Source organism: Aureimonas phyllosphaerae, assembly GCF_900113065.1.
Taxonomy (GTDB): domain Bacteria; phylum Pseudomonadota; class Alphaproteobacteria; order Rhizobiales; family Rhizobiaceae; genus Aureimonas; species Aureimonas phyllosphaerae.
This window is the reverse complement of sequence record NZ_FOOA01000019.1, coordinates 1-24,949: the sequence shown is the minus strand read 5'-3', so window position 1 is coordinate 24,949 and position 24,949 is coordinate 1. Positions and strand designations below refer to the sequence as shown.

At 65.2% G+C, this 24,949-nt stretch carries 21 protein-coding genes; 13 read left to right on the top strand and 8 right to left on the bottom strand.

What is annotated here, in order from left to right; translation table 11 throughout:
* Window positions 1-210 precede the first annotated feature (210 nt).
* The 5 genes from BM175_RS18045 to BM175_RS18025 all read right to left on the bottom strand — a co-directional run bounded on the left by BM175_RS18045 (window position 211) and on the right by BM175_RS18025 (window position 7,230).
* Entirely contained in the window at window positions 211-2,082 is a 1,872-nt protein-coding gene (locus tag BM175_RS18045) for a TniQ family protein (RefSeq protein ID WP_175526905.1), read from the bottom strand.
* Window positions 2,069-3,241, bottom strand: coding sequence for a TniB family NTP-binding protein (locus BM175_RS18040; protein WP_090965530.1), 1,173 nt, complete (start codon window positions 3,239-3,241; stop codon window positions 2,069-2,071). The genes BM175_RS18045 and BM175_RS18040 overlap by 14 nt, the downstream gene beginning before the upstream one ends.
* Entirely contained in the window at window positions 3,238-5,604 is a 2,367-nt protein-coding gene (locus BM175_RS18035) for a DDE-type integrase/transposase/recombinase (RefSeq protein WP_175526904.1), read from the bottom strand. Before BM175_RS18035 ends, BM175_RS18040 begins: the two co-directional genes overlap by 4 nt.
* Complete coding sequence (locus tag BM175_RS22455) at window positions 5,604-6,152, bottom strand: TnsA endonuclease N-terminal domain-containing protein (protein ID WP_139224694.1); 549 nt, start codon at window positions 6,150-6,152, stop codon at window positions 5,604-5,606. The genes BM175_RS18035 and BM175_RS22455 overlap by 1 nt, the downstream gene beginning before the upstream one ends.
* Window positions 6,153-6,930: 778 nt before the next feature.
* A complete protein-coding gene (locus BM175_RS18025; protein WP_244546063.1) occupies window positions 6,931-7,230 on the bottom strand; it encodes a helix-turn-helix transcriptional regulator in 300 nt (99 codons plus the stop codon).
* Window positions 7,231-7,638: 408 nt separating this feature from the next.
* Here BM175_RS18025 and BM175_RS18020 point away from each other — a divergent pair, with 408 nt between their 5' ends.
* From BM175_RS18020 to BM175_RS18010, 3 genes are all read left to right on the top strand, one after another.
* Window positions 7,639-8,079, top strand: a complete 441-nt coding sequence (locus BM175_RS18020; RefSeq protein WP_139224692.1) for a hypothetical protein — start codon at window positions 7,639-7,641, stop codon at window positions 8,077-8,079.
* Between the two features lie 260 nt (window positions 8,080-8,339).
* Window positions 8,340-8,885: a TnsA endonuclease N-terminal domain-containing protein gene (locus tag BM175_RS18015; RefSeq protein ID WP_139224691.1), complete on the top strand. Its 546-nt coding sequence runs from the start codon at window positions 8,340-8,342 to the stop codon at window positions 8,883-8,885.
* 99 nt (window positions 8,886-8,984) lie between these two features.
* Window positions 8,985-9,380, top strand: coding sequence for a hypothetical protein (locus tag BM175_RS18010; protein ID WP_090965519.1), 396 nt, complete (start codon window positions 8,985-8,987; stop codon window positions 9,378-9,380).
* Window positions 9,381-9,845: 465 nt separating this feature from the next.
* On the opposite strand, the gene BM175_RS18005 is transcribed toward BM175_RS18010, so the two are convergent.
* Complete coding sequence (locus BM175_RS18005) at window positions 9,846-11,018, bottom strand: PAN domain-containing protein (protein WP_139224690.1); 1,173 nt, start codon at window positions 11,016-11,018, stop codon at window positions 9,846-9,848.
* A 414-nt stretch (window positions 11,019-11,432) separates the two neighbouring features.
* Window positions 11,433-12,026 carry a hypothetical protein gene (locus tag BM175_RS22450; RefSeq protein ID WP_139224689.1) on the bottom strand — a complete coding sequence of 198 codons (594 nt, stop codon included), beginning with the start codon at window positions 12,024-12,026 and terminating at the stop codon, window positions 11,433-11,435.
* Between the two features lie 508 nt (window positions 12,027-12,534).
* On the opposite strand from BM175_RS22450, the gene BM175_RS18000 reads away from it, so the two are divergent.
* The 10 genes from BM175_RS18000 (at window position 12,535) to BM175_RS17960 (ending at window position 23,349) form a co-directional block, all read left to right on the top strand.
* Complete coding sequence (locus BM175_RS18000) at window positions 12,535-13,092, top strand: Ros/MucR family transcriptional regulator (RefSeq protein WP_090965515.1); 558 nt, start codon at window positions 12,535-12,537, stop codon at window positions 13,090-13,092.
* Between the two features lie 1,065 nt (window positions 13,093-14,157).
* Complete coding sequence (locus BM175_RS23260) at window positions 14,158-14,289, top strand: hypothetical protein (protein WP_280141127.1); 132 nt, start codon at window positions 14,158-14,160, stop codon at window positions 14,287-14,289.
* Window positions 14,286-16,124, top strand: coding sequence for an ABC transporter ATP-binding protein (locus tag BM175_RS17995; RefSeq protein WP_090965513.1), 1,839 nt, complete (start codon window positions 14,286-14,288; stop codon window positions 16,122-16,124). Before BM175_RS23260 ends, BM175_RS17995 begins: the two co-directional genes overlap by 4 nt.
* Before the next feature lie 35 nt (window positions 16,125-16,159).
* On the top strand, window positions 16,160-17,692 hold the full coding sequence (locus BM175_RS17990; protein WP_090965511.1) for an ABC transporter substrate-binding protein: 1,533 nt from the start codon (window positions 16,160-16,162) through the stop codon (window positions 17,690-17,692).
* 105 nt (window positions 17,693-17,797) lie between these two features.
* On the top strand, window positions 17,798-18,721 hold the full coding sequence (locus BM175_RS17985; protein WP_090965509.1) for an ABC transporter permease: 924 nt from the start codon (window positions 17,798-17,800) through the stop codon (window positions 18,719-18,721).
* A gap of 5 nt (window positions 18,722-18,726) precedes the next feature.
* Window positions 18,727-19,563, top strand: coding sequence for an ABC transporter permease (locus BM175_RS17980; protein WP_090965508.1), 837 nt, complete (start codon window positions 18,727-18,729; stop codon window positions 19,561-19,563).
* 3 nt (window positions 19,564-19,566) lie between these two features.
* A complete protein-coding gene (locus BM175_RS17975) occupies window positions 19,567-21,312 on the top strand; it encodes a M14 family metallopeptidase (RefSeq protein ID WP_090965506.1) in 1,746 nt (581 codons plus the stop codon).
* 142 nt (window positions 21,313-21,454) lie between these two features.
* The gene (locus tag BM175_RS17970) at window positions 21,455-22,039 is read left to right on the top strand and encodes a hypothetical protein (protein WP_139224688.1); all 585 of its coding nucleotides are present in this window, start codon (window positions 21,455-21,457) and stop codon (window positions 22,037-22,039) included.
* Complete coding sequence (locus tag BM175_RS17965; protein WP_139224687.1) at window positions 22,036-22,659, top strand: hypothetical protein; 624 nt, start codon at window positions 22,036-22,038, stop codon at window positions 22,657-22,659. The genes BM175_RS17970 and BM175_RS17965 overlap by 4 nt, the downstream gene beginning before the upstream one ends.
* Window positions 22,660-22,980: 321 nt before the next feature.
* The gene (locus tag BM175_RS17960; RefSeq protein WP_090965499.1) at window positions 22,981-23,349 is read left to right on the top strand and encodes a hypothetical protein; all 369 of its coding nucleotides are present in this window, start codon (window positions 22,981-22,983) and stop codon (window positions 23,347-23,349) included.
* A 28-nt stretch (window positions 23,350-23,377) separates the two neighbouring features.
* Here BM175_RS17960 and BM175_RS17955 read toward each other — a convergent pair.
* Window positions 23,378-24,949 (bottom strand): putative bifunctional diguanylate cyclase/phosphodiesterase (locus tag BM175_RS17955; protein ID WP_139224686.1); only part of this gene is annotated, 1,572 nt, incomplete at its 5' end.

Here is a 24,949-nt window from a genome sequence, read left to right as displayed (position 1 = left end):
CCGACAGGAATCGGCCGAGCTTCGGCGACGGTGCGATAAGATCGCGTTAGGATCGGATGCCAGATCACCGCCTTCGGCAACCTGAGTCCTTTTGAAGCCCTCGAACCCGGTTCCGCGATCACTCACGAATTCCGGCGAATTGCGGCGTCGGCCTGCCAGGGGTGCCGACGCGTTGCGTCAACCGCCGACCGGGCTGCCCTGCCCCCGACGCTAGCGGCCAGATCGGCTCGATCGCATGGCTGGCCGCCTGCCGGACAGTTGCGCGTCCTCGGCGCCTCGAAGGTAGACGACCTGGCGGCAGGCGGGCGGACCGATCACCGGATGCACGCCGACCTTCGCGAGACGGTTGATGAGCGCCCTGGGCGCCAGTTCCTGGCGGACGGCGAGCTTTGCCCCCGTGACAAACCGCTCCTCGAAGCGCGCGACCTCGGACCGCGGTATCGTCCACGACGCTCCGGCGCGCCTCGCCGAGATCATCCCCTCGCGCAGCATCGTAGACACCGCCTCCGGATGCATCCCGATGGCTCCCGCGAACTGCTGGAGGTTCAGCGTCTCGGTGTCCTCAGCCGCACGCGGAACTAGATCGCTCTCCCGCAGAAGGCATGCGCCGAGACCTCGTCCACCGGGTAGCCGAGCCACGGGACGGAGGTGCCCGGCCGCCAGTTCGGCGATGAGCGCCGTGGTGTCTGTCCTTGCCGACCGCGTGGCGCCGGCGAGCCGCACGAGGCCGCTTCCTTCCTCGGCCTCCCCCACGTCGCGCAGGATCCTCTCAACGAAGCCGTCCAGCCTCTCGCCGTCGAGGACCTTCTTTCCGTTCGCTTCGCCGAGCAGGCAGCCGTCGAGAACGCCGGAGGAGACAAGCGAGCGGACCTGCGGACGGCCGATTCCCAGTCGCTGTGCGGCCGTGGCGACGCCGATCCTGCGGCGCCGATCCGAGGCGAGCGCCGCGACGGCCGCGGGGTCGACGGTGCTCGACACGCCCCGCCTCGACCCGCGCGGCATGCGACCCGCCGCGACCAGCAGGCTCCTCGTCCGGGCGACGTCGCTGCCGATCGACCTCGAAGCCGCAACGAGGGTGACGCCCCGGGCGACCTTTTTCCCAAGCATGGCCTCTCCGTCGGCCATCACGCCGTTGGCGACGGCATGGCGCCGGAGTTCGGAGCGAAGGCGGTCGCCGACGGGTCCGTCGGGATAGGTAGACACGAACTGCTCGTAGACCCAGCCGTAGGTCGCAAGCACGCCTCCAGACGGCTTGCCGCCCCGCTCGCGAACCGCCTTTCGGTTGAGCACCGCACGGAACGAGAAGGGCCAGCCCTCCAGGCAGGCCATTCCCGCGTCACGGAGGTCGCCGTCCGCCTCGGTTCCCGCATCCGGCCAACGGGCGTGCCAGTCCGCACACTCGACGAGCCCCAAGAGCCGGGCAAGGGGAATGAGTTCGGCGACCGCCAAGTCGTCCACGTTCGGCGAGGCGTGGCGCGGCAAACCGAGGAGCCGATCGTGGAGGTAGCGGGAGAATGCCCCGACGGGCTGCGGGCGCCCATCCCCGTTCAGCTTCGCGCCGCAACGGCAGGCGTGCAACGGCGCATGGTCCCAATTCGCCCCGGCGCCGCATCGAGCACAGGCATCCTCGATACGGCATCCGTGACGCGGACATGTCTCGATGGCGGCCACGTCCCACCAGAAGCGGTGACGGGCCATCGCAGCTCCTGACGACGACAGGTCGAGGTCTTCCGAAAGGCAAGCCGGACACCAGCGACGCGTCGCCACCGAGTGGTCGATCGTGCGAAGGGTCTCCCCGCGCAGTTTCACGATGCGCCGACGGATGTCGTGGGCCGGCGTCGAGAACCGGAGCACCTCATCATCCACCAAGGCGGCGGACGCGAGGTTGGATACGCCCCCGCCGGCGAGCAGTGACCTCAGCGGCAGCCCGCAGGACGAGGCAAACCCCCTGACGTCCAAGCGCCCGTGGCGCCAGGCGAGACGTGCCATCAAGCCGTAGGAGGGCTCGTCCGGTGCAAGCGGGACACGCAGCGCGAACCGGCGGATGGGCGCCGGAGCCCTTCTCCGCTCAACGCCGTCCATCTGCTGCCTTGGGGCCGCGGAACGTGCCCTTGCGCTGCCCCTCGCGCTTCCTCGGCTTATAATCATTCTTTGTGGCGTCCGGCTTTGCAGGGGCAGCCTCGGTTTCCTCGTCGCCCGAGCCATCCTCTCCGACCGCGAGCCACGAGTTCCACATCCTGCGAAACTCGTCGACCTCCACGAGGAAAGGGTTCCCCGCAACCGGGACGGTGCGGACGGCGGCCGCGACGGGAGGCGCGTCGAATTCGACCGGCGCGATGGCTGGCATCGGCTTGGGCCGGAACTCGTCGAAGATGACGCCCAGGTCGTAAGGGGTGATCTTTTCCAACTCACCATGCAGGACCTTGTCCAAGGCCGCGCTCATGTATTTCGAGACGAGGCCGATCCTTCCCTTGGTTGCGTAGTACATCCTAGCCTGCAGGACCGGATCGTCGAGCAGGGAGGGGACGAACGGCACGCCCACTTTGGCCTCCAATTCGACGAGAAGGGTCGCGAACTCTACACGACCCTCTTCCGTACCCCAGTCATAGGGAGCCAGGTAAAAAACAGGGGCCATGCGTCGTCCGACCTGTTCCTCAGGCTGGAGATCCAGCACGCCCGGAAGCCCGGCCAGGACGAACTGGACCCCGGTTTGGTTCAGCAGCGACTTGACGAACTCTTGGATCACCTCGACCCGCTTGCCACCGCCTTTCGTCAACTCGTGGGCCTCGTCCAAGAGGATCACCTGTACGCCCATACGCCTGCAGAGATCACCGATCTCGAGGACGATGGCGGTGGAGTCGACGTCGGCTTGCGCCTTGTAGCCCAAGGCTCCGACAATGGCCGACACGAACTGCCTTTTCTGCGCCGAGCTCGGCACTTGCAGTCGGACCACCGGCCGCACGTCGCCGTCCTCGTCGCTCCGGAACGCTCCCGGCTTCATTCTCTCGTTGCGTTCGTACTGAGCGAGCAAGGTGCTCTTGCCCGCACCGGCGTAGCCGACGACGAAAAGCGCCCTTGCTTCGAGCGTCGTCTCGGGATTGGGAGTGTACCGCTTGCGCAGCCTGTCGATCGCCCCCAACGCCTTGTCGAGTTGCATGTGGTCGAGACACTCGCCCTCGAGTTGGAACAGCATCGCCTGGTGTTCCGCGGGCGACAGTTCGCTCTTCGGTACTTCGCTCATGACGCGCTCGCCCTCATGGCTGCCTTCTCACGCACGCGTCTCATGACGGTCTCCTTGTAGTCGGCGGCCACGTTCGGAACAGGTTGCACGATCTCGGGAGCTTCCATTTGAGGAGTCGGAGGATCTCGCACCTCGATGGCGGCAGGAGCTTCCGGCTCGGGCGCCGCATCCGGCAGGCGAGCCACGACACCGCTGTCGCCGGCGACCGGAGTGAGGAACTCGCCGTTCGCCAGACGGAACCTCGCTTCCGGCGCCGCGCCCCCCTTCCGCTTCTTGTCGGCAAGCCTTTCGTCCGCCCGGCGTTCGGATTCCAACATGAGTTCGGCCACCTGTTCGGGGGTGACCTTCCTACCGTAACGCTTTCTCGCCTGCCGCCTGGCCTGAACCGCGTGACGGAAGCTGACCCCGACGCAAAGACGGGGATGCTTGGCGGGGATCACCACCGGCTGGCGTGCGCCGGGCGGGAAAAGCCAGATCTGCCCCGCGTCGAAGGGATCGGCCGACGCATGATACTGATGGCCGGGGCCATGGATGTTCTGCAACCTCTGAAGCTGGGGACCGGTGAAGAGCAGGCCTTCCACGCTGATGCCGTCTCGACCGATCGGCACCAAGTACGCCTTGCCGAGCATGGAGTGCTTGTACCGGGCGTCGGGAGCGGGTTGGATGAACTTCTGGGCGGCCTTCTCATGCCATACCATAAGCGGGATACCAGACAGACCGTCATGCAAGGACGGATGATAATCGTCGACCACCCACTTCAGGAGCTTCCACTTCAGGTCGCGTAGAGTGAGTTTCGACTCCTTGTACGAATCGTATTCGTGACGTTGCACGTAGGACGAGAACGTCTTCCCTTCCTCGTAGGAGTAGACCTTCGCGTGCATGGTTCCGAAGAACCGTTCGATCTTCCCCTTCAGGTGCGGGCTACGCGCCGGCAGCGGCAAGATCCGAATGCGCAGGGACCAGCCGACCCTGTCGAGTGGGATCGAGAGGAACTCCTTGCCACGGTCCGTATAGATGACCTCGGGGATGCCATGGCACGGCCACGTGTGGAGAAGTTCGCGCTCGGGATCGAATTCGGGATGACCGGGCTTCCAGCGCCGGAGGTCCTTCGGCCAGAACGCGTGCATCAGGCAGCGCTGGACGGCGGCGAAGCCCGGAACCTCGAAGGACACGTGCATGCCGACGATCATGCGGGAGCAACGGTCCAGCACCACCGTTATCCATGGTCGTCCCAGGATGTCGCCGTTTTCGTCGCGGACAATGATGTCGGCCAGGCAGTGGTCGATCTCCACCTCGTCCATGACGTATTCGGGATCGGGATGCGCCTGAGAGACGCGATGGTTGTTCCTCGCCGTCCAAGCGCCGTATTGCCGTTTCTGGCGCTCGTACGATTCCGGGTAGAGTTTTTCCAGAAGCCGACCCAGCGGTTTCGCTGTCGTGAAGTAACTTTCGAATTCGGGATGCTGCAGCTTGATTGCGTCCCAGACCTGCCCGACGGACACCCTCTTTTTGTTTACGTTGAGCTTCCCGAGGAATTCCCCCATGACCTCGTAGATATCCTGCGCACCCTCCTTCGTCGTGACCAACGCATGCACACGCTTGGTGCGGTTGCCCTTGTGCTTGTCGTCGGGCTGCAGGATTCCCTCGCTCCTGTTCGTCCGCAACCAGAGTTCGTGCCAATCCGAAACCGTTCGCCAGTGTGGGGGGCGGAGGAACCAAGGCATCTTCTTGAAGTCGTAATAGGTGTCGTCGTCTTCGTCGGGATCTTCGGGCGCCGTTTCCGGCAGTGCGCGGGAGGTTCTTTTTGCCTCTTCCACAATCTCGATCTTCCTGAGCCGCTTGCGCCAGCCCCGGTAGTTCGTCGAGTGAACGCTGCGCTCCGTGGCCCCCTCGATCGGCACGCCGTCGTCGCCAACCCGCCCCAGAGATGCTTGGTCAGCTTGGTCGATCCCGGTGGTTCCACCCTCCCTGCTCGCGGGCACGACGGCGGCGCGACAGATCTCCTCCTTCGTCCGCCCTTTCCCGAGACGCTCGTCGACGAAGCGGCAATAGGCGAGTTTCACGTCGACAACGAGCTCGACCCGTGCCGGCCAAAAGGCCCTGGGCGTAACCATCAGGTCCATCTGGCGTTCGGACACGAGCGCGGCGTTGGCCGGATAGTGGTGCAGGCGGCTGTCGAACCCCAGGAGTTCGATCATGACGTCGGAGAACGGAAGGACCTTCCCCGTCGCCGTCTCCTTCAACTTCCACCCGCGGTCTGCCCGTTCTTGGACGGACCACAGGGTCTTCGCGCCTCCTTCGTCGATGATCTCGACATGCTCTCCCGGGTTCCAGCGGAGCGGTGATGCTTCGGGAAGCGACATCAGAAGCCGAACTCGTTGGGTACGGGACCGTTTAGACGGGGTTCGGCATCCACCCAGACCTCGAACCGCGCCCCCCGGTGGCGGCATTCTTCGGCGATCGCGTCACGGCGACCGCGCAGGGTGGGGTCACGCAGCCAGACCCCACGCGGCTTCACCTCCCGATAGGCAAGCCCGCCATCGGTCCCGAACACGGCGAAGTCCGGGGTGTAGCTTCGGCGGCGAAAATGATCAGACCATTTGAACGTGACCGGCTGGGGCCGGAAGTTCGCGACCTCGTCGTCCATCTCCATCTGGTCCGCCATCGCGAGTTCCAGAAGACTCTCGACCGTGATCCGTCCGAAGGCCTTCTCGAAGTTGGCTCTCGGCGTGAAGGTTCGCTTGCCGCCGATCGCGAGCCGCCGGGCGGGTCCGACGCGGCGCGCGGCAGGCGAAGTGTCCGCCATCCGGCGGCCTTCGAGCGGAACGTCGGGCAGCGCCCTGCGCGAGTTGCCGCGTGCGACGTCGCCATCCCCGTACGAGACGAAGACCCGATGAAGTTTGCTCGACATGCCGTCCCCGTCTTACTGCGTTGAATTCTCATTCGGCGGAGACGATCGTTCGATCGGTCATCCCGCCGTCACGACGGACTGCGCGAGACGCGCGAGCATCGTCCGGTGTGGTCGACCGTTCTGTTTCGACCGGATGCACGAACGCCCCCCGATCGTTGCGAACGGTTGTCGGCGCTTCGTCTCCGCGCTGGGATCGTCGCGCGGAACTACCCCGTCCCGCGCCAACCAAGCCCCTCGCCCCGTCTTCCCGTCTCCGTCAGTCATCGCCGCTATCCCCCGACGGCTTGGTTCGAAGCATCCAGGGGGACGCTTTCGATCAAACTCCGAATCTCCACAGGATGCCCAGCGGAACTTCAGCAATCGTATCGATGGTGGTGAAACCAGATGATGATGGGACGACTTACTCTACGAACCGTTTACGCGGATCGCGGAAGTCGAAATATCGAGATGGGATCGAAAACATTACGTTTGACTGACATTCAGGCCAACATGGAGCACGACGTCGGCGTCCCGAACGTCGGACCTCTTCGTCTGTCCTGATGTGCAGTTCGAAGGTTGCCGGACGACAGAGGCATCTCAGCCTACGAATTCTGGAAATGCCGTCCGGCGTCCTGTTGGCGCCATCGACTGCAACCCACTTGCCCCGGGGACGGAGAACGTCCGTCGCCGGACGCTTTTGACGCGGGTCTCGTGCCCCGGGACGGGTTGGCGGGGACCGGAGGGACGGGGCCGACGAACGGTGGGGCCCAATTAGATACCGGGGACGGTCCCCAGACAGTTACGACCCTCCCAACGCCCGCGCCCTTGGCGTCCGCTTCGACGCCACCTCGGGATCGACGCCGACGGCCACCCTCCCACGGCACTCCATGAATAAGGCCCCGAGTTCCTCGAGCGCCTCGCGGATGCGCACGGCGTTGCCGACCCGGGGCACGCGCACCCCGTTCTCGAAATCGTTCAGGAGGTTCCTCCCGCAGTCGGCGGCTTCGGCCAGCGCAAGCTGCGAGACGCCCAGCATCGCACGGGCGCCGCGGCAGGCGACGCCGTCGATCGGCAGCCCCGGGGAAAGCGCGACCGCCACCAAAGCGTCACGCCCCCCCTCACCATTCGATCGAATCGTCGTTGACTCTAGTCGGGCTTCATGTTTCATTTGGTCAACCGCAGAAGGGCTCGACCCACAACAAAGATGCGGGGGCCAGGGAGGCCCGGCACCAGTCGATCGATCGCTCGCTCTAACAGTGGATCCATCGCCTTGCCCACGTTCAAGTTCCATTGCGACCGGGACGTTCCCGGCACGTCCTGCATACCCATGCTCGCCGCGCTCGGCGCCGCGTCCCTGGGATTCGAGGTGTCTTACGGGAAGACGGATCCCGATCCGCCGACCCCGGGGCCGTCCGGCATGATGCCGGACTTCCTTGCGGGTGTCGACGTCGTACGGCCGCCCCATGGGAGCGAAGCCGCGAATCTACCCGGCCGTCGTTGGATGCGCGTGGGGAAAGGACTCGAGGAGGGACGTGTCCTGCGAATCCTCGACGTGCCGCTGGCGGCATGGGACGGGCTCCGGGGCGCCGGCGTCGATGTCGACTGCCTCGTGGCAGGATCGCTTCTGCTGTCCCGGCTCGAGCGCGATCCCGCGCCGATCCGGATCTCCTGCGACGCGATCGGCCGCAACGGCCCGCGCCGGACCTGGGACATCGCCTCATCGAGTTGGCGCGTCGACGTCCCCGCCCTCACCAAGGCCGAGACGGCCTCGCTCCTGCGGGGAGTGCCCATGCCGAGGCCCCTGGCAACGGCCGGCGAACTCGCCCGCATGATCCTCGGCTCCGCAGGGATGCGGCATCCGGGGGCGCCCGCCCACGCATGGCCGATGGCGCTCCGCCGCCCGGCGCAGGCCCGCAACAGGCCCATGGCCGCACACGCGGCCCGCTAGACCGCTTCCTCTAACGTCCGAACGCGCCGACGCCCCTCCGGCGGGGCAGCGATCTCGCGCGCCCGCATCGAACCCCTCACCAAGACAACCACGAAAGGAACGCCATGCACATGATCCGCCAACGCCCGGCCATCCGGTCCGCCAAACGCTCCGCTTCCGACCGCGGGAGCGGCCGTCCCCGGCGCGGTTTCGTCCCGACGCCCAAGGGAGGCGGTCTCGTACCGTTCGAGAGTTCGCTCGGAGCGGACCTCCTCAAGATCATGGCCGCCGACCCGTTCGTCGCGTCCATACGCGCGCAGCCGGAGACCTTCGTCTGGCGTGACGCCGTCGACGGACGCCGCCACCGTTACACGCCAGACCTCCTCGCGGTCATGACCGATGGATCGAAGGTCTACCGATCCGTTCGACCCCACGCCTTGCTCCTCCGCGACACCGAGCTCTGCGGGAGGCGGACGAGGATCGAGCTGGAATGCGCGCTGAGGGGCGCGGCGTTCGAGATTTGGACGGAGCGCGAGATCCGCGAAGCCACGTGCGGCTGGCCGCTGCTGCGGGTCGCGACCGGTGCGGAGGCCTCGCTCTTGGCGAACCTGCCTTTGGAAGTGGGCAGCGAGGCGTCGCCGGCGGCGCCGCCGAAGTTGATCATGCGGATCGCCGAAAGACTGGGCCTCCGCGGTCCCTTGCAAGCTGGCGACGTGTTCTTCGCCCGCTCAATGCTGACGGGCATCCTGATGGCGTTCCGGTGCAGGCTCGACCGAGATCCCGTCACCGGCCTGTTGGTGTGGAAACCCGCCCCCCGGGCGAGCTGAGCGGTGACATCCTCAACTACGTAGCGGCCGGCGCCGTCGAAGCGCCAGTCGACCGTCCATCACCCCATTGATCGTGACGCATTTCCTTTGGAGAAAGACATGACGACGCGCACCATTCTGCAAGCCAGTGCTTGCCAATCTCCGTCGCCCGACCCCGTTCAGCCGGTGTCCCGGCCGATCGAGATCGACTGCTTCTCGGTAGCGGACAAGTACAGTCGGACTGCCCTGTCCGCAGCGATCCACGTCGACGTCTGCCCACATGCCAAGACGATCGTCGGGATGCGGCTCGTCTTCGATCCGGCTTCTCCACCCCCCGCAACAGCAGCCGTTCTTGACTGCACCCCCAGGGAAAGTTCGGCCTCTTCGATCCATGACGGATGGCCCCTCTACGGTTTGCCGAAGTTGCTCGTGATCGACTGCCCGGAGTTGGACGCGCCGACATTCCGGAACGCCGCTCTCCGGTTGGACGCCTTTGGATCCGGTCCAGACGACTGATCGAGGAAGCTGAGCGGAGCGGCAACGGCAAGGATCGGCTTTGCTCCTACCCCGTTTGCGGCATCGCTAGGCGGGATGGCGGCGCAAAAGGCGGCCACTACCGTCCGCATTCAGACACCGCAGCGTCGGCAAGGCTGGGCGCGTAGTCGCCTGACCCTGCGAGCAAGCGGACGACCAAAATTCGCCCTGGTTCCGGCTCGGATCGCGGACTCGGTCTTGCGGAGGATGTTCGTGCCGGGCGGCTTCTTTTCGGCACTCATGTGTGTGCCCCGCCCGCCCGACACGCCTACCGTTCGAAGGGTTCGAGGTGGTCGGAAGCTGCGACGACTTCTCCGGAGCCCAAGCCAGTGAAGGGGCTCGCGCCGGGTCGGCTCGACCGCATGCAGCCGAAGAAACGGCCCGTCGTATCACGACCGTCGGCGATGAGGCCCGAACCCATCCAGCAGGATTCCGCCCCAATCCGCGTCACTCTCCGATCGGAACGTGGGTAGGCTCAAAACTCATCGCGGTCTTCAGGCCCGTGACGATGCCGGGGCGCTTGCGCAACTGACCGATCTCACCCTTCAGCCAACATTGCTTCTTTGCGGCGACGAACGAAAACCCAGCGCAGGCGCCGTTCTGAACGCACGCCAAACGGCATTCGAATGGGGTGTGGATGGACGGCAAGGGCGTTCGCGACAGGTCACCTCCCGTGGCATCCGCGTCCTGGTATAGGTTGCGCGCCGGATCGATGACACCGAAGCTCATGGCGACGGCGTCCGGCTCCATTCGCCCGAGCAGCATCCCGGAAATCGCTACGAAGTTGCCGTCGAGCTCTCCCTGGCTCGACTTCAGGAAACAATTCGGCCCCCTCGCCGGACTGGTCGCGGTGTTGAACGTGAAGGCGCGGCATTGGTCCGTGCCGAGGCACGCGGACGCGCAGGCTGGGGCATCCGCAAGGGAGAGAGACTGTATGTCCCGGCCAACGAAATCGAGGCCACGATAGAGTGCCAGTCGATTTGGCTTGTTGATCTGAGGAGTCGAGAGCGGTGGCGTATGTGGAAGCGCCGCAAGCTGCTCTCCTGCAGCGACCTCATTTTCCGAACCGCCCGGCTGATCGGAGCCGAAGTTCGAGCCGGGCAAGCTCGCCAATCCATTGGATGATGGCAACGCGTTCCCGGATGCATCGCCGTTTGAGGTAACGCGCAGCTCGCTCATCTCGGCCGTGGTCAGGTACCGCATGTCCGTCGAGTCAACGGAGAGGGCGAGCTGCATCAGCCGCGGATCCACGCCCATCTCCACGAGGTAGGCAATGAGGTCGGCCGTTCCGGCCTGAATGGCAGCCACGGCCGTGGAACTGTCCATTTCCGCATCTTGGCCGAATGCCGCGCGATGCACGCCGATCGATCCGCTCTCGGCCACACGCATGACACCGCCCATGAAGGCCATTGAGCAGGCGGACGCGCATTCCAGCGGTCGCGCCTGAAGCGTATTCAAACCCGCCGCCCGTATGGCCCTTCCGAAGCGCATCGCCGCATACGCGTTTCCGCCCGGCGAGTCGAAGATGACGACTTTCGCATCCGTTTCGATCGCCTTGGTGACCAATGCTCGCTCGTTGTCGTCACGCCTGAACTCCCCGTGGACGACGAGGTAGCTCATCCCACTGTCGGTCGACCCGCTTTCAATGCTGACTGCCTGGGCCTGACCGATCCAAAGTAGGCAAATGGTGGCCGCGATGCAGTACCTGAGCCACCCCATGGCGCCGCCTCCTGTTTCGCCGAAATTCATCATCGTATGATGCAGGATGAATTGTTCGCGTAGTTAGTTGAATTCCGGAGCTCGGAGCGTTTTCCCCAGTCCGCGTTGGCAATCCGGCGTGACCGCACCGACCTGCGGGAGACCGTAGAGACGCGGCGTTGGACGCGTCATTACGCGTCATCGAACGCCACCCTGTTACGAAAGCCGCGACTGAGACGCCGCCTTGAGGGCGCTGGTGGTAGTAAAGAACGTCCGTTAGGAGGGACGCAACGGCAGCACGATCGTCGTCAGTGTTCGGAACGTCGCTCCGCGTCCTTAAAGAGCTGCCAGGATGAAGCTCTCTCTCGTACTCGAACCGTCGAAATGCCTGCCTTCGATCATAAGTGTCCGATCTGAGTTTGACGTTGAGAACCGAAATTCTGTGTCGCCAGCCGTGTAGGAGTTCCGCCACCTCCCGTTCGGGATCGACCAGACGACGTTCCTTCCGGAGACCCTGCAAAGGTACTCCCATAGGGTGCCATCGTTTGGGCGTATGTAGCTGACGTAATGCGGCTCACCCTGTATAGAACTGGCGAACATCGACACGGGATCTCGACCGAACTCGATCGCGATGACAGCCTTGCAGACCCGGCGCTCGAATTGCTGCCGTTCATTCAATGATGCGAAGGTCGGCACCGCGTAGGCGGCGGTCGCGACTTTCGGAAGAGTTAGGTCGACCACACTTGGACTGGCCGCTCGGGGAGGCGTCGCCTTCGCAATCGGTAGCGCAGCTGCCATCGTCGGGGTTATGGGACTGGTGGGAGGTTCGTTGTCGGACCGGGTCCAGCTGTAGACGTTGCCGAAAAGCAGAAGTGCCATCCAAAACGGCCACGTCGATCGTTTTCTCTTCTTCAACGTCATCCACGCCATGGTCCGGGTCCCCTACGCTGCTTCCATCAGGTCTACTGATGAGTCAGAAACGGCGAACGAATTGGTTTGCTAGGATTTTAAGGGTCCTGTCCGCTCCTTGTTGGACGGGACGGGCGAGACGCCTTAGCGGATGACAAACCTCACGGATGGTGGTTTCCGGTCAGGCAGCGCCTGCGGATGATCGACCATTCCGAAGCGACGGCGATGTTGAGTGAACGACAAACTCTTTGCACTAATGCTCACGCATTCAAATCTTCGGTTTGCCCGCACGATCGCGACCATGTCGGACAGCAGCCGAAGGCAGATTTGCGCGCGTTGATCACGCGCGTCACAGTGAATTGGCCGGATCGCAGGACGTTACTCCTACTGTAGTTTCCGTATCGGTCGGACACCTCGAATATGGACGAGGGATAATTCTGGACTGGAAATAACCTTCATCCGTGAGCTATCAGTCACGCGAGAGTTGGCGACAACGGATTCGTACCGACTAGCTTGATGGAGATGCGTAGTGGACGAGAAATCGAATGCGGTTGAACTGGCGGTTGAGATCACAACCGCATGGCTCAGCAATCCTAATACCCGGGTCGCACCCGAGGACGTCCACACGTTCCTGAAGAACAGCCATGCCGCTCTTGTCGGCATGATCGACCCGCCAGCCGATGAAACGCAGGCGAGTGCGGCGGCACCGGAAGAATACCAGGGTGCGGTGACCGTCCGGAAAAGCCTTGCGGACCCCGAGGTCATCTACAGCATGATCGACGGAAAGCCGTACAAGGCGCTTCGTCGTCACCTCGCGACGCACGGCCTGACGCCCGAGACCTATCGCGAGCGCTACGGGCTGAAGGCGGACTACCCGATGGTCGCTCCGAACTATTCGAAGCGCCGTGCCGAGGTCGCCAAGCAGCTGGGACTCGGGCGGAAGCGCACGGTCGCCGCCGAAGCCGCGCCTGACGACGCCGCAACATCTGAAGCGGCGCCTGCATCTGGTCCGACATCCGAGCCCACCCCGGCGAGCAAGCCGAAAGCCAAGAGGTCCGCGAAGGGCTCCGCGAAGGCGGACGCGTAACGAGGCTCTCCAAGCCCGTTCTGCGCACGGATTTCGCAACGTGCAGGCGATGGGGGCCGCCGTGTGCGGCCCCCGTCAGCCATCTGATCCGCCCACCAATTCCAGCCTTCGCGCTGCCGAACCCGCGATTGGTTCGAAAGCATGTGCACGGCGGCTTCGGTCGGGCCGCCCGCCGCGTCTTCCCAAAGCACCTCAGTGCCTAAGGAAACGCGGACGGCACCTCGACCGAACGTGGATGCGAGCTTTCGCTTCGCAGCAGCCCTCCCGGTCGCCTGTCCCTAACCAGCATGGATGGCGAAGCTCACCGCGCCCAACATCGAGGGATCGGAAAACATTTCGCCTGTGCCCCGCATCGAAGTGGCCTGACGACGGCGACCACAGGCGGCCGTCTTATCCTACGCCGGTATCGCGAAAAGGAAGATCGGCGCCCACGACGCCAAGCCAATTCAGAACCTGACGGCGTGCGTCGATCGGACAACGGTCCCATCCACCTTCGTGCCACGCCCTCCGGCTGATGTCATCCTTTGTGCATAAAGCACGTCGACGCGAAGCGTCTTGTTCAACAATATGGACGCGACCGTCGGTCATCTCTAACGTAGCCTTATCGAATTCAGGGCGCATGCCGAGGGGGCCATCATCGACGGAGACGATTGGAGAAGCTTCGGACCTCGTACGCTGAGCGACGGAGGCCTCGTGCTCCCTACCCTGATTCCTGACGCTGCCGACAATCTTGGGGAGCGCGAACGGATGCGAGCCTCCTCCCCACGCTTCCGTAGCATGAGATCCAAGTCGTCTTGGAATGCATCGCTTCGACTGATGGTCGCTCCTCGCAACACGCTCCCAGGCAGGCTGGTAACAAGCACTTGCGCGGCCATCCGCGCTCAATGTCTCCCTCGACCCGGTCGTTTGTGAGACGCTTTGCCTGAAGCATTCCCGCAATGGACGCGCGAGGGGCGTCACCCCCGAACGACCCGTCATCAACAGACGGAACCTGGCAGCGCCGTATCCTCGTCAGCAGTTGGGATCGAGCGCCCTTCCCCGCCGTATGGACTGACCAAGGCGATGATGAGTGACATGAATATGGAAAATCCGGCCGCCGTACCGCTCAGCGGCAGCGCCATTCGTCTGGCGGAATCAACGGCCTTCCAAGCCGCAGGCACGATCGTTGTCCGCATTCACACGGAGACGCTGGCATGACCGATCGCGGCAATCCGCCATCACCCGTTCTGAGGATCGAGAACCTCGGGGTCCGGTTCGGCACGACGGCCGTCATCGAGGATCTCAGCTTCGCGGTGCCGGCCGGCAAGACCGTCGCCGTGGTCGGCGAAAGCGGTTCCGGCAAGTCGGTGACATCGCTGTCGATCATGCGCCTCGCGGACATGGCGGGCGCGACCTTCCCCACCGGGTGTATCCTGTTTGACGGCCCGGGCGGCGAGATCGACCTCCTGAAGGCCTCGCAGAAGGCGATGCGAGCCATCCGCGGCAAGGAGATCGCCATGATCTTCCAAGAGCCGATGACCTCGCTGAACCCGGTCTACCGGATCGGCGACCAGATCGGCGAGGTCCTGACGCTGCACGAGGGGATGACGAAGGCTTCGGCACTTGCCGAGGCGCGGCGCCTGCTCGACATGGTGCGCCTGCCCGATTCGGCCGACCTCCTGACGCGGTTTCCCCACCAGCTCTCCGGAGGCATGCGCCAGCGCGTGATGATCGCCATGGCGCTGGCCTGCCGCCCCCGGCTCCTGATCGCGGACGAGCCGACCACCGCGCTCGACGTGACGATCCAGGCTCAGATCCTGACGATCATGCGGGACCTGCAGCGGGACCTCGGCATGGCGATGGTCTTCATCACCCACGACATGGGCGTCGTCGCCGAGATGGCGGACGAGGTCGTGGTGATGTGGAAGGGCCGGAAGGTCGAGGAAGGCCCGGTGCGCCAAATCTTCGCCGCCCCGAGCCACGCCTACACACGCACGCTCCTCGCCGCCGTTCCGGCGCTCGGCAGCATGGCGGGCGAGGACTTGCCGAAACGGACGCCGCTGACCGTCCTCCAGGACGGCGAGCCGACTCTGGTGGGCACGGAGCGGGTGCAGGACACCGCGCGATACGACGGCGTGCCCCTCCTATCGGTCCAGGATCTCGGGGTCCGCTTCGACGTCAGAAAGACATTCTTCGGCCGGGTCACCCATCGCGTCCATGCGGTGGAGAACGTGTCCTTCGACATCCATCCCGGCGAAACGCTGGCGCTGGTTGGCGAGTCGGGATCCGGCAAGTCCACGATCGGGCGCACGATCCAGCAGCTCCAGGCTGCGACGTCCGGCAGTATCGCGTTCGGAGGCAAGCCGCTCGATCAGATGAGCGCGGCCGAACGCCATCGGCTGCGCCAGGATGTCCAATACATCTTCCAGGATCCGTTCGCCTCGCTCGATCCGCGCAAAACGGTGGGTTTCTCGATCGCCGAGCCGATCCGCACGCACGGGCTTCTTTCGTCGCGTCGCGAGATCGAGGCGCGCGTCCATGGCCTCCTCGAACGTGTCGGGCTTGGGTCCGAGCATGCCAAGCGCTACCCCCACGAGTTCTCGGGCGGCCAGCGGCAGCGCGTCTGCATCGCGCGCGCACTGGCCTGCGACCCGAAGCTGATCATCGCCGACGAGGCGTTGTCGGCGCTCGACGTGTCGATCCAGGCGCAGATCATCAACCTGTTCATGGATCTCCAGGCGGAGCGTGGACTCGCCTACCTCTTCATCAGCCACGACATGGCGGTGGTGGAGAAGATGAGCCATCGGGTGGCGGTCCTCTATCTCGGGCAGGTGATGGAGCTCGGCAGCCGACGCCAGGTGTTCGAGACGCCAGGTCATGCCTATACGCGCAAGCTCCTGTCCGCCGTTCCCGTCGCCGATCCGGAGCGGGCACGCGACGCATCCCTGATCGAGGGCGAAATCCCCAGTCCCGTGCGCGCCGTCGGCAACGAGCCGGCCATCCTGGCGCGCCGCGAAATCACCCCCGGCCATTTCGTGGCCGTAGGCGCCTGACGCGCTCCGAAGACCCAACGAGAAGGACCCAAGCCATGACGACACCGAAGACGATCCGTACTGCCTTCCTAAGCCTTGCGATGGCGGGCGTCGCTTTCGCCGCGGCGCCGGCGATGGCCGAGGGCAAGCTCACCGTGTCCTCGCCGCAGGATCCCGGCAGCTGGGACCCAGTCGACACGTTTCTTGTCAATTGGGCGGCCGTCGCCACCAACATCTTCGACGGCCTTACCTATCGCGGGCCGGACCTGAAGCTCGTGCCGGGACTGGCCGAGTCCTGGGAGGAGTTGGACGAGGGCAAGCGCATCCGCTTCAAGCTGCGGCAGGGCGTGACCTTCCATGACGGTGAGCCGTTCAACGCGGCGGCGGTCAAGTTCACCTTCGAGCGTCTCCTCGGCGAGCAGGGCTCCAAGGGGCCGCAGCGCTCCAATTACACGGCGATCGAAAGCGTCGAGGTCATCGACGACTACACCGTGGAAATGAAGCTGAAGTCGCCTGATCCGGTGCTCCTCACCAAGCTGGCCGGGTACGGGGCAATGATCGTGCCGCCGAAATACATCGCCGAGCACGGCGAGGACCACTTCAACACGAACCCGGTCGGCACCGGCGCCTTCAAGTTCGTCTCCTACGCGCCCAAGGTCGACATCAAGCTCGCGGCCAACCCCGACTACTGGGGCGGAGCGCCGAAGCTGTCGGAGCTCGAATACCGCTTCATCACAGAGCCGGCGACCGCCGTCGCCGAACTCCAGGCGGGCCGCGTCGACGTCGTGCTGCCGCCGACCATCCCCATCGGCATGATCGACGTCATCCGCAACGATCCCAAGCTCGAGCTGGTCTCAGTCCCCGGACCGACGGTGGATGCGCTTCGCTTCAACACGCGCGACGGCATCACCAAGGACGTTAACGTGCGCAAGGCGCTCATCATGGCGGTGGATCGCAAGACCATCGTCGAGCAGATCCTCGCCGGGCAGGCGACGGAGATCGCCTCCTTCCAGAGCGCCCTATCGTTCGGCGACGACCCCGCCCTGAAGCCGCTGCCCTACGACCCGGAGGCGGCCAAAAAGCTCCTCACCGAGGCCGGGGTCCAGGAGGGTGCAAGTGTCCAAATCGACGTGCGTGGCAACGACCAGACCATGAACGAGGTGGCGCAGGTCATCGCGAGCTACCTGCAAATGGTCGGCGTCACCGCGTCCATTAAACCCTACGAGACCAATGTCCTGCTCAACGACATCATCCCGCAGGGCAAGACCGGGGCGATGTTCCAGCAAAAGTGGGGCGGCTGGACCTTCGACTACGACAACACCGCCTATGCAATGTACCACTCGGGCGAGAAGTGGAACCCGTACGAGAGCGATTCGGAGCTCGACAAGCTCCTCGAGTCGCAGCGCTCGCTGACCGATCGTGCCGAGCGCGAGCGGATCCTGCGGGAGATCGCCGCCACCGTCGCCGACCGGGCGCTCGAGATCCCGCTGTACAATTCGAACGCGATCTATGGCGTCAACAAGCGGGTGAAGGACTTTGTCGCGGCGCCCGACAACCGCACGAAGTTCGACACCGTGTCCGTCGAGTAGCACCGCTGCTTGAGGCCGCCCTCAGGGGCGGTCTCCTTCCGCGCTCGTCCGCGCAGGCCGCATCGCGCCAAGCGCATAGGCCCACGCTTTCCGGAGAACGATTCCTTGGCCGGCTTTCTCATAAAACGCGTGCTTCAGGCGATCTTCGTCGTGATCGCCGTCACCCTCCTCGTGTCCTTCGCGATCCGCCTCACCGGCGATCCGGCGGTAACGATGTTCCAGGGCGGCGGTTCGATGACGGAGGAGGACCTCACGCGCATCCGCCAGGCGCTCGGCGTCGACAAGCCGTTCCTCACCCAGTACCTCCTGTTCCTCAAGGGCCTGCTGACGCTGGACTTCGGTCGCTCGTTCGCCGGCGGCGCGCCCGTCTCGACCCTTCTCGCCCAGGCGATGGGGCCGACGCTTCTGCTCGCCTTTCTGTCCATCGCCCTGTCGATCGTCGTGTCCATCCCGCTCGGCATCAAGGCCGCGACGTCGCGCGGGCGATGGAGCGACCAGATGATCCGCATCTTCTCGCTGATCGGCCTGTCCTTCCCGAACTTCTGGCTCGCGACCATGCTGGTGCTGCTCTTCGCGATCACCCTCGGCTGGCTCCCGCCCAGCGGCATGAGCACCTGGCAGAGCTACGTGATGCCTGCCTTCACGATGGGCGTGATCCTAACAGCGACCAATGTGCGCCTCGTCCGCACGACCATGCTGGAGACGTTGGGGTCGCAGTACGTCATGGTGGCCCGGGCCAAGGGCCTCAGCGAGCGCAAGGTCCTCTACAAGCACGCGCTGCGGAACTGCGCGATCCCGCTCATCACCTACTTCGGCATCCAGTTCGGCGGCCTTCTCGGCGGCATCGTCGTGGTGGAGCGCGTCTTCAACTGGCCGGGCCTCGGCACACTCGCCTTCGACGCCGTGGCTGCCCGCGACTACCCGCTCCTTCAGGGTGTCATCACGGTGCTCTCGCTCTTGATCGTGGCCGTCAATCTCATCGTCGACATCGCCTACGGCCTCGTCGATCCGCGCGTGCGTACGGAGTAGCCTCAGTGACCTCCCTCACCCGACGCTTCGCCAATCTCGAGTTTCTCCTCGGCGCTCTTCTCACCGGCGGCATCTGCGTGGCCGTCTTGTTCTCCGATTTCCTGTTTCCGGACGGAGGCTCCAAGATCAACCTGACGGCGCGTCTCGTGGCGCCCTTCACCAATCCCGCCTTCCCGCTCGGCACGGACCCGCTCGGCCGCGACGTGCTCTCCCGCGTGGTGCAGGGCGGCAAGATCTCCCTCACCGTCGGTATCCTGTCGGTGGCCGGCTCGGTGGTGATTGGCGTCTTCATGGGCCTCGTCGCCGGCTACTATCGCGGCGTCTGGGACATGGTGGTGATGCGCTTCGCCGACGTGCAGCTGGCCATGCCCTTCATCCTCCTAGCGATCACCTTCATCGCGATCGTCGGCGGCAGTCTCACCAATACGATCATTCTCCTGATCGTCTCGCAATGGGTGCAGTACGCGCGCCTTGTGCGCGGCTCCGTTCTGTCGCTGCGAGAACGGGAGTTCGTCCTGTCGGCTCGCGCCATCGGCGTGCGCGACCGCAACATCATCCTGCAGCATCTCCTGCCCAACCTCGTCGGGCCGGTGATCGTGCTGATGACGCTCAACATCGCCACCAACATCCTGCTCGAGTCCTCGCTGACCTTCCTCGGCCTCGGGGTCGACCCGACCATCCCCAGCTGGGGCGGCATGTTGGCCGATGGACGGACCTACCTCCAGCTCGCCTGGTGGGTGTCGGTGTTCCCGGGGCTGGCGATCCTCCTCACCGTGCTTGGCCTGAACCTCCTTGGCGACTGGCTGCGCGACACGCTCGACCCAACAGGACGGACGCGCTGAGCCATGACCGACATCTTCCGTAGGACCTACCGCAGCACTCTCGATGCGCTGGTGGAGGACGCCATCCCCGACCGCGCCTTCGAAGCATGGACCTTCGACGACCCCGCGCGCCGCCGCGCCGCCGAAAGCCGTCTCCGGGACAAGGGGGTCATCGCCCGCATCCACAGCGCCTACAAGCCGCTCGTGTTCGCCTTCCTCGAGGACATCGACCTCGACGGGGTCACGGCGATTGAGGTGCACTATCCCGTCCACGAAAGCGCACCGGCCAACCGTTTCCGCTTGGAGGCCTATCCCCTCGCCGCGCTTGTCGGCGATCGGCAGATCGACTTCGTCGCGCGGGAGGATGGCGCGTTCCAGTACGACGTCCGGCTGACACGAGGCGACACGACGGAAGCCTTGGTCGTCCTCGCACCCAACCGCGTCCATGCCGATCTGGTCGGCCAAACCAGTCTCTCCCCGACCGGCTGGTATCGGGTCGCGGGCGACGACGTCGGACAACGGCTCGAGACAGACTACGAGCGTCTCTTCCACGACACGATGGAGGCCATCGCCGCGCACGACTGGGGTCGGGACGAGCCCTATTTCGAGGAGCTCAACATCGCCGTCGCCCTTCCGGCGGCGGACGTGCCGTTGCCCGTGGGCGACGAGGTCTCGAGCCTGCGCGAGGCGCTGCACGAGGACTTCTACTTCAGCCTCCTGGAGGTCTTCCAACACCGGTCGGCCCGCCCGCTCGGCGACCGGAGCCTTCGCCCCGGCCAGATCGTCCCCGAGATCGTGGCGAGCGACGGCGCCGTGTCGGTCCGCGTCGAGACGCGCCCGCTCACGGACGGCTTCCTCGACGCGCCGGATCAGGACCTCGGCACGGCGGGCGAGCCGATCGGCGTCGGGCAGGTCCAGCGGCTCCTTGCCGACTTCGGTGGCGAATTGTTCGCCGCGCGCTCGCGTGCGGGCCGACACGTGCAGGCCGTGCACGTGTCGGGGCGAGACGCGCCGGTCATGGTCAGCGGTGGCCAGCACCCCAACGAGCCGACCGGCATCGTCGGTGCGATGCGGGCCGCCATGCAGCTGTCGCAGCGGGAGGGCGCCCATTTCGTGGTCTCGCCGCTGGAAAACCCGGACGGCTACGCGCTCAGCCAACGTCTCCGCCGCGACAACCCACGCCACATGCACCACGCTGCCCGCTACACCGCGCTCGGCGACGACCTGGAGTACCGCACTCGTGAGAACGCCGGCGCGATCCTCGGCGAGAAGGAGATCCATCTCCAGGCCGAGACGCGGGCCCAGGCCCGACTGCACGTCAATCTCCACGGTTACCCTTCGCACGAATGGACGCGGCCCCTCTCGGGCTACCTGCCGCGCCACTTCGCCATGTGGACGCTGCCCAAGGGCTTCTTCCTGATCGTCCGCCATCATGAGGGTTGGGGGGACGCCGCCGAGCAGCTGCTCGATCACGTGACGCGCCGCCTCGCAGCCATCCCGGGACTTCTCGAGGCCAACCGGTCCCAGATCGCACTGTATGAGATCCACGCGGGCGAAACGGGTTTCCGCATGATCAACGGCTTCCCCTGCCTCTCGTCTGTCGACGACCGGCACATCGCGCCAGTCACGCTGATCACGGAGTACCCCGACGAGACGATATACGGTGCGGCCTACGTTGCCGGGCATTCGGCGCAGATGGAGACGGTTCTCGCCGCGTACGACGCCTGGCAGACGATCGCAGGCTCAACAAGCGTCGTCGCTGGCGTCTAGGCTAGGATCGGTACAGGCAGGCGGCGCGTTCGATATCGACCGCTCCCGAGGCTCGCGCGTCGTGTTTCGGGGGAAACGACACCGTTCTGCAGCTCGGTGTCGTCTGGTATCGCGTCGCTCGAGAAGACGTGAGCGGAAACCCTTGATCTTCGAGGTCTCGAAGCGACATCGCTTTCACGCGTTGGAGGGCCAACCGGAAAAGCCGAGGCTACGCATGTTCAACCGCACCATGCACTTCGGTTTGGTAGCCGCGATCCTGCTCCTTCATTATTCGCACCTGGCCCTCGCGCAGGATCCTGCCTTCCCGCCGGGTGCCGAGACGGCAGGCACCGCGCCGCCTAGCGAGATCATGCTGCGTGCGGCACCCTTGATGAAGGCGGGCAAGGGCGACGAGGCGACGTTCTGGTTTTATGCCGGACAACTTCGGTGGCGCTCGCGCCTGAACGCCAACCCGGATCAGGACCCGACCGGCGAACCCGCCCTGTTCTCGTCGCTGTTCGAAACGCTCGGGCCGTCTGTCAACGGCTGGGCATTCGGCGACATCCCCAAGCTCCAGCGCACGATCGACGCGGTGCTCCTTTGGGACGCGCGCTATCCTGATCCCTCGCTGGATCCCGCCGTACACCGGCGGATGCGGGCAGGACTCACAAACCTTCGCGACCAGATCGGTCGTGAGGCGGACACGATCCGGGCAGAGCGCGCCTCACGGGGGCTCGAGAATCGATGAGGCCGAGTTCACGGTACTGCATCGACACAAAGCGCCTTTGCCACCTGCTGCTCGCATTCTGGATGCTGCTCGCGATCTCCGGTTCAGCATCGGCGCAGGATGGGCCTGTCGCAGACCCGCTGCGCAGTGGCTTGGAAGGCGCGCTGCGCGGATGCGAGATCTGGGTCCTCGACCCGTCGAGCTGGCTGGATGATCCGACGCGTTTCCTGGCGGCCGTCGATCTTGGCGGCGCGGTGTCCGAGACCGAGAGCCTGCCCGAGCCGCTTCTCCCGCCCGAGCCCTTCCGACGCGGCAACCGCTACTGGCGGATCAATGCGGGCCCCAGCGAGGGTTACGCGCTGGTGGTCTCTCGCGACATTCCGATGTGCCACATCACCGGCGGCGGCGAGGTGGACCTCCAGCCGGCGGCCGAAGCCGTTGTCGCCTCGCCGGATTTCGCCGAGCGCTGGGAGCGCGTCGGCGAGAAGCGTCGGGAGGGCATGGTCTCGACTTCCTTCCGACTGCGCGAGGAGCCCAAGCTGACGCTCGTTCTCAGCCGTGCCGACGCACCGGGTGGAAGACGTGACCGCATCCAGGTAATCGCGACGGCGATCTACGATCTCGGTCGCAGAGGCAACTAAGGTTCGTCCGGCCAGCGTATCGGAAATGGCCGCACCAGAACCTGACCGCCCGGCGGGATCGGTCCTACGTGACGCAGGATGCGATCATGGTCCGGGTGGCTCGGCGGGTAACGAAACTCTCCATGTCCGACACCCATCCGCATCGGCCCTCCTCTCCGCAGACCATGACTGCTGGCCGTCCGTGCGGAGCGGACGTCCAACTATAGGTCAGCGCGCATCAAGCGTGGGAACAGGACCGCATGCCATCTTGCAGCATGCACGCCTTCCACGATCCTGGGCTGGTGCGAACATCCTTGTGAACATCAATCGAGGTAGAGGACCATGATCCCGCGCTGCTTCTTCGCATTGGCTGTCATGTCGACAACGGCGTGCCCAGCTCTCGCTCAAGACTACCGATCCCTTTCCGGCGCCGAGATCGCCAAGATCATCGCCGGGAACACGGTCCAGGGGACGATGGCGTCAGGCGGTCCGTATCGCGAGTTCTACCTTCCCGACGGCACCTTGCGGGGTTCGAACTACGACGGACGCTGGAGCGTGGTCGGCGACACGCTGTGCTTCAGTTACGACCCGAAGACCGAGCCGCAGTGCTGGGGCGCCAGGATCGCGCGATCGGGCGAGATTTCCTGGATGAAGAACGACGTCGTGGACGGCAACGGCGTCGTCGAACCTGGCAACCCCGGCAACTTCTGAGGCCGCGGGCGATCGGGACGGCCGACGATCAGGCGACCTCGTCCACTCGGGACTGGTCCTTGGCACCGAGTAGCGCGGCCATCTCGGCAAGCGGCAGCGGACGGCTGTAGAAGTAGCCTTGCACCTGCTGACATCCCTCCCGGCGCAGGAACCGCGCCTGCTCGGCGGTTTCGACGCCCTCCGCGGTGGTCACCATCTTCAGGCTCTGCCCGAGACCGATCACCGACCGCACGATCGCGTTCGATTTTTCGACCGTGAGGTCCGCGATGAAGGACTTGTCAATCTTGATCTTGTCGAAGGGGAAGGAGTTGAGATAGCCGAGCGAGGAATAGCCGGTCCCGAAGTCGTCCATGGCGATGCGCACGCCGAGCGCCTTCAACCGCGCGAGGATGTCGCGCGCGGCGGCGCCGTCGTGGAGCAAGACGCCTTCCGTGATCTCGAGTTCGAGTCGCGCCGGCGGAAGGCCGGTCGCCTCGAGGATCTCCGCGACCACGGCCACGAGGTCCCGGTGCTTGAACTGCATCGGCGACAGATTGACCGCGATCGTCAGGCCCGGCCACTGCGCGGCCTGGCTGCAGGCCGTGTGCAGGACCCATTCGCCGATCGGAAGGATCAGGCCCGTTTCCTCCGCCAGCGGGATGAAGTCACCGGGCGGCACCAGGCCCCGGTCCGGATGGCGCCAACGCACCAGCGCCTCGGCGCCGATGATGCGCTCGTCCTCCAACGAGACGAGCGGCTGGTAATGGACCTCGAACTGCCCGCAGGCCAGAGCCTGCTTCAGGTCCTGCTCTAACGACCGGCGCGCCTGCCGCTCCATGCCCATGAAGGGTTCAAAGACGCGCGCCACGCCTCGGCCGGCATCCTTGGCGCTGTAGAGGGCGATGTCGGCATTCTTCATGATCCGGTTCGGCGTCTCGCCGTCCTCGTCCGAGAAGGCGATGCCGACGCTCGCGCCGATGAAGGTCTCGCGTCCGTCCACCGTGAAAGGAGCGCTGAGATCGGCGATGATCCTGCGGGCGAGGGCCAGCGCATCGAGCGGCTGGTTCAGCCCGGACTGGACGACGGCGAACTCGTCGCCCCCGAGGCGGGCCGCGACATCGCCGCTCCCCAGACATGCGCGCAGGCGCTCGGCGACCTCCGTCAGCACGGCGTCGCCCGCCGCGTGCCCGAACGTGTCGTTGATGTCCTTAAAGTGGTCGAGGTCGATGCAGAGGACGGCGAGGCGCATATGCCCGAGACGGTCCTCGTCGAAGGCGTCCTGAAGGCGGCTCTGGAACTGGACCCGGTTCGGCAGTCCGGTCAGGGCATCATGCAGGGAGAGGTGGATCGCCTGCGCCTGCGCCTCGATCTCGCGGGTGATATCGGTCGCGGTGCCGCGATAGCCGATCAAGGCCTCGTCCTCGCCCTGCACCGGCCGGGCCGAAAGCCGCGCAATGCGCCGGCAGCCGTCGGCAGCCCGATAGGTGCAGCGCAATTCGCGGATCGCCGGCGCGTCGACCTCGGCGACGGTCGGGAACAACGTGTCGCCCCCGTCCTCGGCATGGAAGACGTCGTTCAACGTCGCGCCGATGACGTCCGCTTCGTCCAGGCCCGTGACCTC

Excerpts from the sequence above, each read along its gene's own strand:
- BM175_RS17995 (WP_090965513.1), top strand. The coding sequence starts at position 14,286 with ATGACCGATCGCGGCAATCCGCCATCACCCGTTCTGAGGATCGAGAAC.
- BM175_RS18035 (WP_175526904.1), bottom strand. The coding sequence starts at position 5,604 with ATGTCGCTTCCCGAAGCATCACCGCTCCGCTGGAACCCGGGAGAGCAT.
- BM175_RS18015 (WP_139224691.1), top strand. The coding sequence starts at position 8,340 with ATGGCCGCCGACCCGTTCGTCGCGTCCATACGCGCGCAGCCGGAGACC.
- BM175_RS17965 (WP_139224687.1), top strand. The coding sequence starts at position 22,036 with ATGAGGCCGAGTTCACGGTACTGCATCGACACAAAGCGCCTTTGCCAC.
- BM175_RS23260 (WP_280141127.1), top strand. The coding sequence starts at position 14,158 with ATGAGTGACATGAATATGGAAAATCCGGCCGCCGTACCGCTCAGCGGC.
- BM175_RS18045 (WP_175526905.1), bottom strand. The coding sequence starts at position 2,082 with ATGGACGGCGTTGAGCGGAGAAGGGCTCCGGCGCCCATCCGCCGGTTC.
- BM175_RS18010 (WP_090965519.1), top strand. The coding sequence starts at position 8,985 with ATGACGACGCGCACCATTCTGCAAGCCAGTGCTTGCCAATCTCCGTCG.
- BM175_RS22450 (WP_139224689.1), bottom strand. The coding sequence starts at position 12,026 with ATGGCGTGGATGACGTTGAAGAAGAGAAAACGATCGACGTGGCCGTTT.
- BM175_RS17990 (WP_090965511.1), top strand. The coding sequence starts at position 16,160 with ATGACGACACCGAAGACGATCCGTACTGCCTTCCTAAGCCTTGCGATG.
- BM175_RS18005 (WP_139224690.1), bottom strand. The coding sequence starts at position 11,018 with ATGAGCTACCTCGTCGTCCACGGGGAGTTCAGGCGTGACGACAACGAG.
- BM175_RS22455 (WP_139224694.1), bottom strand. The coding sequence starts at position 6,152 with ATGTCGAGCAAACTTCATCGGGTCTTCGTCTCGTACGGGGATGGCGAC.
- BM175_RS18040 (WP_090965530.1), bottom strand. The coding sequence starts at position 3,241 with ATGAGCGAAGTACCGAAGAGCGAACTGTCGCCCGCGGAACACCAGGCG.
- BM175_RS17975 (WP_090965506.1), top strand. The coding sequence starts at position 19,567 with ATGACCGACATCTTCCGTAGGACCTACCGCAGCACTCTCGATGCGCTG.
- BM175_RS17960 (WP_090965499.1), top strand. The coding sequence starts at position 22,981 with ATGATCCCGCGCTGCTTCTTCGCATTGGCTGTCATGTCGACAACGGCG.